Here is an 11,919-nt window from a genome sequence, read left to right as displayed (position 1 = left end):
ATATTGAGCTACAGTGTTTAATGCAACTCTTTAGTTTTCTACTATGCGATCGCTCTCAGATGTGCCGTCTTTGCCGAACACTGTTGATATCGCCATTGTGGGCGGCGGCCCCCAGGCGTTAACCCTGGTTACGCACCTCCTGAAAAAGAAAAAGTCCATGCGTCATCGCTTTGTGGTACTCGATCCGGCGGGGGATTGGCTGCACCAGTGGCAGCACCAGTTTGCCGCCTATGAGATTCCGCATTTGCGATCGCCCGCTGTTCACCATCCCGACCCCAATCCCCACGCCCTCCGCGCCTTTGCCGAATCTCGCCCGGCGGAACTGTTTCCCCCCTATGCCCTCCCCGGAACCCAACTGTTCTACGACTTTTGCCAGGAGGTGATCCGCCGCTGGGATCTACAAGAGCGAGTGATCCCGACCCAGGTACACCGCATTGATCTGCTCCATCGGCGGGGATGGCAGCGGTTCCGTCTCGGACTGGCTGACGGTCGGGAACTGACGGCGAAGCGGGTGGTGTTAGCGATCGCCGGGGGAAGACCCAACTATCCCCCATGGATGCAAACCCTATCCTCTCATTACCCCCAGGATCGCCTGCGTCATGCCCATCACGTTGATCTGCAAACCCTACCGCAGTTGAGGGACGAAACGATTTTAATTGTGGGGAGTGGGCTGACCAGTGGGCATCTAGCCGTGGGGGCGATCGCCCGTGGCGCAAGGGTGATCATGATGGCGCGGCGCACTTTTTATGAAAAGCTCTTCGATGCCGAACCCGGATGGCTGGGGCCCAAATATCTCAATGGGTTTCACGCCGAAACCGATTGGCAAACCCGCTGGCAGATGATTCAATCGGCCCGTAACGGCGGTTCCCTCACCCCTACCATTCTCACCAAACTGCGCCGCCTGGAACGGGAGGGCAAACTCTCATTTTATGAACAATGCGAAGTGCGCTCAGCCCAGTGGAAAGGGGATGCCTGGCAAGTGAACTGTGATCAATCGGCTGCCCATGATTGCATTGCCCATCTCCCTATTGATCGCATCTGGCTCGCCACGGGCAGCACACTGGATGTGAATCAATGGCCTCTGTTAGACCAAATTCGCACAACCCACCCGATTCCCGTGGTCAATGGCTTACGAATGTAAAGCGTAAAGCCCCCGTTTTCCAAACGGGGGATATAAGCGAAGGGCTGAATTTATTCAGCCGTGATACCGAGGTATCATAGCAACCATGAAAACGCTCAAGTTCAAGCTCTACCAGCATAAGCGGAATAGATACCTCAAGCGGACAATCAATGCCGCAGGGCGTATCTACAACCATTGTGTTGCCCTCCACAAACGGTACTACCGAATGTGGGGCAAGCACTTGAACTGCGCCCGACTACAAAAACACATCGCCAAGCTTCGGAAACGGAACCCCTGGTGGTTGCAGGTGGGTTCTCAAGCCGTACAGGATATCTGCCAACGAATTGAGAAAGCCTATCAACTGTTCTTCAAACACAAAGATAGAAGCGTTCGACCGCCCAACTTCAAGAAAACCCGAAAATACAAATCCTTCACCCTCAAGCAAGCTGGGTACAAATTCCTCGGTGGCAACCGGGTCAGGATTGGGAACAAAGTCTATCAATATTGGAACTCTCGCCCCATTGAGGGCAAGGTCAAGACCGTGACGATTAAACGAACTCCCTTGGGAGAACTGTTCATGATTGTCACGGTAGATACCCTGTCAGAACCCCAAGTCAAAACCGAGACAGGTAACATTGCTGGTTTTGATTTTGGACTCAAGACGTTTCTGACCTGTTCTGAGGGATTCAAGATTGATGCACCCTTGTTCTTCAAGCAGTCACTCAATGCAGTTCGCAAAGCGAGTCGAGAGTTGTCCCGTAAGCAAAAGGGTTCAGCGAATCGGGAACGTGCCCGATTAAACTTAGCCCGCAAGCATGAAGATATTGCCCATCGACGGCGGGACTGGTTTTGGAAGTTAGCCCATCAACTGACGAATCAGTTTGATGTGCTGTGTTTTGAAACCTTGAACCTCAAGGCGATGCAGCGGCTCTGGGGGCGTAAGGTGAGTGATTTGGCGTTTCGGGAGTTTCTGCAAATCCTGGAGTGGGTGGCGACGAAGAAGGGGAAGCGGGTGGTCTATGTTGACCGCTGGTTCCCTTCGAGCAAGGCCTGTTCAAGTTGTGGTCATATTTTGGAGCATCTGGATTTAGAGACTCGCCATTGGCGGTGTCCCAGTTGCTCGGCAGAGAATGACCGGGATGAGAATGCGGCGATGAATATTAAAGTGGCTGGGGCTTCAGCCATTGGGTTAGGTGATGTCAGACAGGCGTTGCCTGCTATTGCTGTTTGATCCCAGAATCCCCCGTTTTCTAAACGGGGGAGTAAGTCAACCGTTTTGGATGATCAACTGCGCTGGCCAGGCTGCAACCTGTTCATCATGGGGGGAGCTGCTGCCCTGCAACTGGGGCCGGTGGCGCGTAACCTCTTTGGTGCCAGGCTCGCCATTGAGCGCATTATGCCCGCGCTGATTAAAGACTTCAAGCGGCGATCATGCCCCATTTAATGGGATATGTCGAACGAGGGCGCGATCGCATTGGGATACAAATCGGGCGATCGCGCATCGGCCGTATCCAAGTCCAATCGTTCCAGGGTCGCGATTAAATTGGTTTTATGAATCGGTTCATCCAAGACATCGGGCAGTAATCGCCACAGTTTGTAACTGGTATCTTTCACATGGCCAGGGGTGCAGCCATAATCTTGTGCGATCTGGGCATATCGTTGTCCCTTAAAAATGCGTCAACAGAAACCAAAACCGAACTTCAAGATTTTGAAGGCTAGATTTTTCTAAAACAGCAGAAAGCCCCCTCAACTGAGGGGGCTTTCTGATTCAGTTATTCAACCTAGCTCAAGAGCGTGTCAATTAACCGTTAATCGCAGGAGCGGTCAAAGCCACAGGCGCAGACTCAGCAGAAGCCAAATCTAAGGGGAAGTTGTGGGCATTGCGTTCGTGCATCACTTCAAAACCGAGGTTAGCGCGGTTCAGGATGTCCGCCCAGGTATTGATGACGCGACCTTGGCTATCGAGCACCGATTGGTTGAAGTTGAACCCGTTCAGGTTGAATGCCATCGTGGACACACCCAAGGCGGTGAACCAAATCCCAATCACGGGCCATGCACCTAAAAAGAAGTGCAGAGCGCGGGAGTTGTTGAAGGAAGCGTATTGGAAGATGAGACGACCGAAGTAGCCGTGGGCTGCAACGATGTTGTAGGTTTCTTCTTCTTGTCCGAATTTGTAGCCGTAGTTTTGGCTTTCGATTTCGGTGGTTTCCCGCACTAGGGAGGAAGTCACCAAGGAACCGTGCATGGCGGAGAACAAAGCACCACCGAAGACACCAGCCACACCGAGCATGTGGAAGGGGTGCATCAGGATGTTGTGCTCGGCTTGGAACACGAGCATGAAGTTAAAGGTTCCGGAGATTCCGAGGGGCATGCCGTCGGAGAAGGACCCTTGACCCATGGGGTAGATGAGGAACACTGCGGAAGCGGCGGAGACGGGTGCAGAGTATGCAACACAAATCCAAGGACGCATACCGAGGCGGTAGCTGAGTTCCCACTGACGACCCATGTAGCAGAAGATGCCGATCAGGAAGTGGAAAATCACCAGTTGGTAAGGGCCACCGTTGTACAGCCACTCATCGAGGGAAGCAGCTTCCCAGATCGGGTAGAAGTGCAAACCGATAGCGTTTGAGGAAGGCACAACAGCACCGGAGATGATGTTGTTGCCGTAGAGGAGAGAACCGGCCACGGGTTCACGGATGCCGTCGATGTCCACGGGGGGAGCAGCGATGAAGGCGATGATGAAGCAGGTGGTGGCGGTCAAGAGGGTGGGGATCATCAAGACACCAAACCAGCCCACGTAGAGGCGGTTGTTGGTGCTGGTGACCCATTGGCAAAAGCGTTCCCAAACGGAACCGCCTTGTTGGGTTTGAACTGTAGTTGTCATATTCAGATTATTGCTTAACTGAAATTTACGGGTATCCGGAAAATAATGTGGATAACCTACCGCCCATTATAAAGAAATCATTGCGAATTGTAAAGGGATCGCCGGAGATTCTCAGAAATCAACCGGGGGGCCAGGCCATGGCGCGACCGCCCAAGATGTGGAGATGGAGATGGTCTACGGTTTGCCCGCCATCTTGGCCGTTGTTAATCACGACGCGATAGCCGTTGCTTAGGCCGGCGTTGGCGGCAATTTGGCGCACCATGCAAAGCAGGTGACCGAGAATGGCGTGATCTTCGCTGTGGGAGTCGGAGAGGCGGGGAATGTTTTTTTTGGGGATGACCAAAATATGGGTGGGGGCTTGGGGGCTGATGTCGTTGAAGGCAAGACAAAGATCGTCTTCGTAAACGATATCGGCGGGAATTTCACGGCGAATGATTTTGCCAAAAATGGTGTCGCTCATAGTTGGGAGGTGAAGAACAGTAATCAGCATCCTGCCCGGCGATCGCACCCCTTGCAGAGTCACGAAAACCAGGCAGAACGGTCGAACAAGTCCAGGTTACGAATATTGTTCGCTGGAATCGAGATTAAACAGGAGATGGAGGGATTGCACGGCTTTGCGGCGAGCTTCAATGTCTTGCTGGGCCCGCAGTTGCACCATGGGTTCATGGAGGATTTTATTGACGATGCCCCGCGTGAGGGCTTCGATCACCTCTTGGTGCTTGTCGGCAAATTCAACCCCCAGGCGGGAGAGGGCTTTTTCGAGTTCTTGCTCGCGGATGCCTTCGATTTTGTGCCGCAGGGAGTTGATCGTGGGGACGGTTTCGAGGGAGCGTCGCCACACTTCGTAGGCGGCCACTTCTTCTTCGAGGAGGGTTTCGGCTTCTTGGGCCATTTGGCGGCGTTGGGCGGTGTTTTGGGCGACAACGGCTTTGAGATCGTCAACGTTGAAGTTTTGTACGTGGGGGAGTTCTTCCACGTCCTGGTGAACGTTGAGCGGGACGGAAATGTCCACGAGCATCAAAGGTTGGTTGGGGGTGAGGACGCTGCTCAGTTTGGCGCGATCGACGATGGGTTCGGTGGCTCCGGTGCTGGTGAAGGTGATGTCAGAAGCGGCGATCGCATCGAGCATTTCATCCAAGGGTCGCAACACCAAGGACACATCCGGAAATTGCTTGGCGAGGTCTTGCGATCGCTTTAGCGACCGATTAACCACAGTGATTTCCTGCACCCCTTTTGAGGAGAGGTGTTTCACCAAGAGTTGCGACATCTTGCCTGCTCCGATGATCGCAATCTTGCAGTGATCGAGGTCATCCCGCTTGATCTGCACCAATTCCACCGCCGCTGAGGAGATCGACACCGCCCCCGTGCCGATGTTGGTTTCCGTGCGCACCCGCTTGCCCGCCGTGATCGCTTGTTTAAAGAGGCGATCGAGGAGGCGGCCAATCCCTTTATATTTCTGCGCTTGCTTATGGGTGGTTTTCACTTGGGCGAGAATTTGCCCTTCACCCAGCACCAAGCTATCCAGCCCGGCGGCAACGCGCATCAGGTGGCGCAACGCATCTTGATGGAGCAGGGTGAACAGGTGGCGGCGCAGTTGCAGGAGCGGCAATCCACTTTTTTCCGAGAGAAATTGCGTGATTTCGACGACACCGGGTTCACTTTCCGTCGCGACAAAGTAGATCTCTAAGCGGTTACAGGTGCTGAGGATCGCCACTTCTTCAATGTGCGGATAGGTTTTGAGGTGGGCGATCGCAGCCTCAATTTCCGATTCAGGAATACTGAGCTTTTCACGCACTTCCACGGGTGCGGTCTTGTGGCTTAAGCCAACCACTGCAATGTTCATAAAAATTTAGTGTTAAACGCTCTGTTACATTACCTGCCTATTGTTGGACATTTCCCTCCAGGGCCATGATTGTCAGTAATAAGATTTAACAAAAAATTTACACCCTGGCCCGTTGTAGGCTGGAGCGCGATCGCGCCATCAAAAACTCCCTCGATCCGGTCATAGCACCAGACATCGAGGGAGTTTAGCCCGTTAAACCGGGCAACTAGGCATCAACCCTAGCGCAATTGGATGTATTTGGGTTGGTCGAACATATGCACCGTATCCACAAAACGAGCCGTTTTAGATTGGCTCGAAATGACCAAGCTTTGGGTGCGAGCGCCACCATGGAACAAACGCACACCATCCATCAACGTACCAGGGGTAATCCCACAAGCAGCAAACAACACCGTCTCACCGCACGCCAGTTCCTGCGCATCATACACCCGGTCAATGTCCGTGATACCCATACTGTTGAGGCGAGCAATATTGCCTTCTTTGCTTTCACCGATCAGACCGGTTTTCACCACTTCGGGATCGTAGATCAGTTGACCTTGGAAGTGACCACCCAAGCAGCGCATTGCCGCCGCCGAAATCACCCCTTCGGGAGCCGCCCCAATCCCCATCAGAGCGTGAATGTTCGTCCCAGCAAACGCACAGGACAGCGCCGCCGAAACGTCACCATCACTAATTAAGCGCACCCGTGCCCCAGCAGTGCGGATTTCAGCGATCAGGTCTTTGTGGCGAGACCGATCCATCACCACCACCACCAATTCTTCAATGGAGCGATCGAGACATTCCGACAAAATTTGCAGGTTTTGGGTGGCCGTTTTGTTGATGTCAACGTGGTTTTTGGCCGCCGGAGGAGCTGCCAATTTCTTCATGTAGAAGTCAGGTGCTGCAAACAGCCCACCTTTTTCGGAAATAGCCAGCACCGCCATCGAACCCGGTTGACCGTAAGCAACGAGGTTAGTACCTTCACAGGGATCAACCGCAATATCGATCTCGACTAGTTCTTCCATATTGCAGAACGCAGCGGCGTTTTCTTGGGTGCAAATCCCCACTTCTTCGCCGATGTAGAGCATGGGGGCATCGTCACGTTCACCTTCCCCGATCACGATGCGGCCCCGCATGTGAATTTTGTTCATCCGCTCCCGCATCGCTTCGACAGCTACTTCATCGGCGGTGTCCTTTTCCCCTTTCCCCATCCATTTCGCGGAGGCGAGGGCAGCTTGTTCAACAACTTCAATAATTTCTAATCCAAGCGTACTTTCCACAGAGTCTAGTCCTCTTATTTTTAAATCGTATTTAGGCGACGTATCATAACAGATGCCAAGGAAAAGTCTATCACCAAGGGGGGATCACGCGGGATCAGGGGAGATCAAAAAGAACCCTGCGATCGCAGGGTTCTTTTTGATTCCAATCCAGGGAGTGTGACGCAGCTCTAGAACAAGCCCAAGGTCAAAGAGGTGTCAATGGGGAACAGAGCACCCGCGCCGAGCCACAAGGTCACCACCGTTCCAAACATGAAAACCGCCGTAGCCACCGGGCGACGGAACGGGTTTTGGAATTTATTCACGTTTTCAATGAACGGCACGAGCATCAAGCCCATGGGAATCGCCCCTTGAGCCACAATCCCCAACAGTTTATTGGGAACCACGCGCAAAATTTGGAACGTGGGGTAGAGATACCATTCCGGCAGAATTTCCAGGGGAGTCGCGAAGGGGTTCGCCGGTTCACCCACCATGGCCGGGTCAAGCACCGCCAGACCCACAATCAAGGCGATCGTTCCCATGATCACAATTGGGAAGGTGTAGAGCAGGTCATTGGGCCAAGCCGGTTCTCCGTAATAGTTGTGACCCATGCCATTCGCAAGTTTTGCGAGCATCTTCGGATCACTTAAGTCAGGCTTTTTCAGCGTGGACATAATAGTGTAATTTCTCCTTATTCAGTGTTAGTCGGTGCTAACGGTCAACAAGCTATGGAAACAGCCTCAGGTTTGATGGCGCACCTTAGAGGGGGCCAGAGATGCCTTGTTTGCGGATCATCAAGAAGTGAGCCAGCATGAACACAGCAATCATCCACGGCAACACAAAGGTGTGGAGACTGTAGAAACGAGTGAGGGTCGCTTGGCCCACCGATACGCCACCGCGCATCAGTTCAACCATTTGATCGCCCACGACGGGAATCGCAGCCGGCACACCAGAGACGATATTCACCGCCCAGTAGCCCACTTGATCCCACGGCAAAGAGTAGCCGGTTACCCCGAAGGACACCGTCAGCACCGCCATCACAACACCCGTGATCCAGGTGAGTTCACGGGGACGCTTGAAGCCACCGGTCAAGTAGACGCGGAAGACGTGGAGGATCATCATCAGCACCATCATGCTGGCGGACCAGCGATGGACTGAACGAATCAACCACCCGAAATTTACTTCGGTCATCAGGTATTGAACGGAGTTGAACGCTTCCGTTACCGTGGGACGGTAATAGAAGGTCATGGCGAAGCCTGTGGCAAATTGGATTAGGAAGCAGACCAGTGTCACACCGCCCAGGCAATAGAAAATATTGACATGGGGGGGGACGTATTTGCTGCTGATGTCATCTGAGATGGCTTGGATCTCAAGACGCTCCTGAAACCATTGATATGCTTTGGAGTCAGTGACTTGTTTGGTAAACATGGAGCTTGAATTCAGTGCTGGGTAATGAAGGAATGCGTTGACAGATTCTCTAGTGACACAATCAGGCGACGGTGGTGGATGGTCATCCTAGCCACAATAGACGAGGGTCTCACTCAATCCAAACGTTGGCCTGGTTGAGAACTAGAGAGTTGGCGCGTCTGAAGAGGGCGAATCTTTTTGAGGAAATTCTGTGTCTTTCATTTGCGCCCGTTTAACGTCTCGAACTGCCAGCCCGCGACTTGGACGAATATGCTGACGATTGAGTTCGGTGTGTGGAGTCACTTGGGTTATGGTGCTCCGACACGTAAGAACTATAATACCGAAAAGTAGCCCTAGGGGGATGAGGCGCACATCCCATTTTGGGGGGTTAACTCAGCTTGGCAACTATTAACTAATGAAGAACCGTCAATTTTGGGTCAATTTTGCGTTGTGTTTGCTGATCGGGTTGGTGAGTTGGGGCGTGATGCCGGTGGCTCATGCGTTTTCCGAGGATCAAAAGATTTTTTTGCAAGCATGGCGGATTGTCAATCAAGCCTATTTAGATGACACGTTTAATGATCACAATTGGTGGCGACTGCGCCAGGATTATTTGCGGCGATCGCTGCCGGATCGTGAGGCGGCCTATGGGGCGATTGAGGAAATGCTGGGGACGTTGGATGATCCCTTTACGCGGCTGTTGCGGCCCGAGCAGTATCGCAGCTTGCAGGTGAGTACGTCGGGGTCGCTGTCGGGGGTGGGATTACAGATTGATCTCAATCCCACGAGCCATCAGTTAGAGGTGGTGGCTCCGATCGCTGATTCGCCGGCGGATCAAGCGGGGATTTTGGCGGGCGATCGCATTCTGGCCATTGACCATCATCCCACTGAACAATTATCCCTCGAAGAGGCGGCGAATCTGATGCGGGGCCCACGGGGAACGGCTGTCACCCTGGAGGTGGCGCGACCGGATACGGAGGCAGCGTATGAGTTTAAAGTGGTGCGCGATCGCATTGACCTGAATCCAGTGGTGGCCGAACTCGATACCCGCCTTCTCGATACCCCCATCGGCTACCTCCGTCTTTCGCAATTCAGCGCCAACGCCTACCGCGAGCTAGAACACGCCCTCGCCCGACTCCAACGCCAAGGAGCCGAAGGGTATATCCTCGACCTGCGCAATAATCCGGGGGGACTCCTTCAGGCCGGGATTGAAATTGCAGGACTGTGGCTCAATGATGCCACCATTGTCTACACCGTCAACCGTCAAGGGATGTTTGACAGTTTTACTGCCGCCCATAATGCCCTCACCACCGCCCCCCTGGTCGTGCTGGTGAATAAAGGTACTGCCAGCGCGAGCGAAATCTTAGCCGGGGCATTACAGGATAATGGTCGGGCAGAACTGATCGGCGATCGCACCTTTGGCAAAGGGTTAATCCAATCCCTGTTTGAACTCCCGGATGATTCTGGGCTAGCGGTGACGGTGGCGAAATACGAAACCCCCAATCACCATGACATCCATCGCCTCGGCATCCTGCCGGATTATGTTGTGTCTCAAGACCCAATCACGCGGCAGGACATCGCCTCAGCGCGGGATTTGCAATATCAAACGGCAATCGATCGCCTCGCTCAACAACTCACCTCTGCTTCATCACAGTCGGAGGTGGCGGGCTGATCAGCGGGAAAGGCCGCCGGCATCACCCGATCAGATGGGAGGCGATCGCTGCGATGCGCTTGAGGGAATTGAGGCTGTCCTGGGGCTGTGGTCGCTTTTTGGGCTTTCGCCAGATGGAGCTTGAGCGCACAGTCCACCCCCGCACTTTCCGCCAGACTTGGGTCATAGGGTAACGGTTGGGAAGACTTGACCGGATGGGGCAGCCCGGTGAGGCGGTGGCGAATTTTGGCGAGATGTCCATTGCTGCTGAGGGGAAGCCGGGGTTTAGGAATCTCTAGGTTGGGCCAGGTGTCGAGGTCGGCACAGGGACAGGTGGTGGCAGGCATACCCCGTACTTTTTGGGGAACGAGGAGTTCACACCGATAGCAGGCCGTCACATTCCATTGTTCTGAAAACAGTTCTGCCAATTCCTGATCCGTACCGGTGATGTGGCATCCTTCGCCGTGACGGGCTTCGACCTGTTGCCAAAGGGATTCAAATTCGTTGCAGTAGGTTTCCTGCGCCAACACTGTCTTGCAGTACACCGGAGGGCGATCGCCAATCACAATTCCCTTGCCAAGCTGAACCCAATAGGCAAGGTACTGTTTAATCTTTTGTGGGGATGCCATAGAATCTCCTCTGGTTGCATCTCCCTTTATCCTAACAAGAATATTGGGAGAATAACCGAGGCAAAACGGTCGAAACACCCTGATTTTAATGCAATTTTTGAGGGTTTGAATGTTCTTGAAACAGCCCGACAGTGAGGAAATTAACAAAATCACCTTGACTGATTAATCAGTTGTGTGATGGTTGTTCTTAAAACGTTACATTTCGAGAATATTGCCCTTGAATTGCGATAATTATGCAAGAATCTTTACATTTAATTTATATTATTTGAGTCTAGAGGTTTGGTTTGAGGGCGATCGCACCATCAGCACTTCAAATCATGGCATCCGGTGCGATCGCAAATTTCCACACCCTTACGGCAAATCAAACAGCAACAACTCCGCCGCTGTGGTGGCGGTGATGGTTATCGCGTCCTCTCCACTGATCGCCACCCCATCCCCCGCTTGGAGAGGAATTTCATTGAGGCTCAAGTCCCCCCGCGCCACCTGAATCCAAGCATAACGATCCGGTGCGATCGCCTGGTGAACTTCATCCCCCGCCCCCAACTGCCCCGCATAGAGGCGCATATCCTGCTGCACCGGAATCACATTCTCCACCTCACCCACTGGCCCCGCCACCAGATGCAGCTTGCCCAACTCCGTCGCAATCGGAAACTCCCGCTGCGCATAACGCGGCTCAATCCCCGTTTGATTCGGCGTAATCCAAATCTGCAACAGATGCACCGGTTCGCGCTGGGAATGGTTATATTCACTATGTTGAATCCCCGTGCCCGCGCTCATCTGTTGCACTTCCCCCGGACGAATCACTGACCCAGTGCCTAAACTATCCTGATGCTCCAAAGCACCATTGAGCACATAGGTAATGATTTCCATATCGCGATGGCCATGGGTCGCAAACCCAGCACCCGGATCAATTCGGTCTTCATTAATCACCCGTAAGCTGCGAAAGCTCATGTGATTTGGATCGTAATAACTCGCGAATGAAAAGGTATGGTACGAGTCTAACCAACCATGATTCGCATGACCTCGTTCATGACTTTTCCGAACTTGTAACATTTAAGACCTCCTCATGAAAGAAAACTCTAGTATTGTAGGGGGAATTTAGGGATGATGTCCGGTAGAACTCACCACCAGAGAAACAACAGGAGACAATGACGTG

The 11,919-nt window shown here is 53.1% G+C and carries 12 protein-coding genes and 1 pseudogene; 4 read left to right on the top strand and 9 right to left on the bottom strand.

The features are described 5' to 3' along the window. Positions 1-43 precede the first annotated feature (43 nt). The 3 genes and pseudogenes from SPI6313_RS18485 to SPI6313_RS23105 form a co-directional block, all read left to right on the top strand. Complete coding sequence (locus tag SPI6313_RS18485) at positions 44-1,141, top strand: FAD/NAD(P)-binding protein (RefSeq protein WP_072622317.1); 1,098 nt, start codon at positions 44-46, stop codon at positions 1,139-1,141. Positions 1,142-1,226: 85 nt separating this feature from the next. Further along, positions 1,227-2,351: an RNA-guided endonuclease InsQ/TnpB family protein gene (locus SPI6313_RS18480; RefSeq protein WP_072622316.1), complete on the top strand. Its 1,125-nt coding sequence runs from the start codon at positions 1,227-1,229 to the stop codon at positions 2,349-2,351. 42 nt (positions 2,352-2,393) lie between these two features. After that, a pseudogene (locus tag SPI6313_RS23105) lies at positions 2,394-2,564 on the top strand (FAD-dependent oxidoreductase); the annotation flags it as partial. Here the strand turns inward: SPI6313_RS23105 and SPI6313_RS23700 are convergent. From SPI6313_RS23700 to petB, 7 genes are all read right to left on the bottom strand, one after another. Next, on the bottom strand, positions 2,561-2,794 hold the full coding sequence (locus SPI6313_RS23700; protein WP_483881764.1) for a helix-turn-helix domain-containing protein: 234 nt from the start codon (positions 2,792-2,794) through the stop codon (positions 2,561-2,563). The pseudogene SPI6313_RS23105 and the gene SPI6313_RS23700 sit on opposite strands and share 4 nt — an antisense overlap. 127 nt (positions 2,795-2,921) lie before the next feature. Then, the gene (psbA, locus tag SPI6313_RS18475; RefSeq protein ID WP_072619476.1) at positions 2,922-4,004 is read right to left on the bottom strand and encodes a photosystem II q(b) protein; all 1,083 of its coding nucleotides are present in this window, start codon (positions 4,002-4,004) and stop codon (positions 2,922-2,924) included. A gap of 118 nt (positions 4,005-4,122) precedes the next feature. Continuing rightward, complete coding sequence (locus SPI6313_RS18470; RefSeq protein WP_072622315.1) at positions 4,123-4,464, bottom strand: histidine triad nucleotide-binding protein; 342 nt, start codon at positions 4,462-4,464, stop codon at positions 4,123-4,125. A 96-nt stretch (positions 4,465-4,560) separates the two neighbouring features. Next, complete coding sequence (locus SPI6313_RS18465) at positions 4,561-5,847, bottom strand: glutamyl-tRNA reductase (RefSeq protein WP_072622314.1); 1,287 nt, start codon at positions 5,845-5,847, stop codon at positions 4,561-4,563. A gap of 218 nt (positions 5,848-6,065) precedes the next feature. Then, a complete protein-coding gene (gene glpX / locus SPI6313_RS18460; protein WP_072622313.1) occupies positions 6,066-7,103 on the bottom strand; it encodes a class II fructose-bisphosphatase in 1,038 nt (345 codons plus the stop codon). A gap of 167 nt (positions 7,104-7,270) precedes the next feature. Then, entirely contained in the window at positions 7,271-7,753 is a 483-nt protein-coding gene (gene petD / locus SPI6313_RS18455; RefSeq protein ID WP_072622312.1) for a cytochrome b6-f complex subunit IV, read from the bottom strand. Positions 7,754-7,838: 85 nt separating this feature from the next. Beyond that, positions 7,839-8,507 carry a cytochrome b6 gene (gene petB / locus SPI6313_RS18450; protein ID WP_072622311.1) on the bottom strand — a complete coding sequence of 223 codons (669 nt, stop codon included), beginning with the start codon at positions 8,505-8,507 and terminating at the stop codon, positions 7,839-7,841. A 394-nt stretch (positions 8,508-8,901) separates the two neighbouring features. Here petB and ctpA point away from each other — a divergent pair, with 394 nt between their 5' ends. Next, positions 8,902-10,155, top strand: a complete 1,254-nt coding sequence (gene ctpA, locus SPI6313_RS18445) for a carboxyl-terminal processing protease CtpA (RefSeq protein ID WP_072622310.1) — start codon at positions 8,902-8,904, stop codon at positions 10,153-10,155. Here the strand turns inward: ctpA and SPI6313_RS18440 are convergent. Next, on the bottom strand, positions 10,110-10,763 hold the full coding sequence (locus tag SPI6313_RS18440) for a hypothetical protein (protein WP_072622309.1): 654 nt from the start codon (positions 10,761-10,763) through the stop codon (positions 10,110-10,112). The genes ctpA and SPI6313_RS18440 overlap by 46 nt on opposite strands. A gap of 351 nt (positions 10,764-11,114) precedes the next feature. Then, on the bottom strand, positions 11,115-11,816 hold the full coding sequence (locus SPI6313_RS18435; RefSeq protein WP_072622308.1) for a pirin family protein: 702 nt from the start codon (positions 11,814-11,816) through the stop codon (positions 11,115-11,117). Positions 11,817-11,919 lie beyond the last annotated feature (103 nt).

This window comes from Spirulina major PCC 6313 (genome assembly GCF_001890765.1).
In the GTDB taxonomy this organism is placed as follows: domain Bacteria; phylum Cyanobacteriota; class Cyanobacteriia; order Cyanobacteriales; family Spirulinaceae; genus Spirulina; species Spirulina major.
The sequence above is the reverse complement of the archived record's forward strand: the minus strand, read 5'-3'. Positions and strand labels throughout refer to the sequence as shown.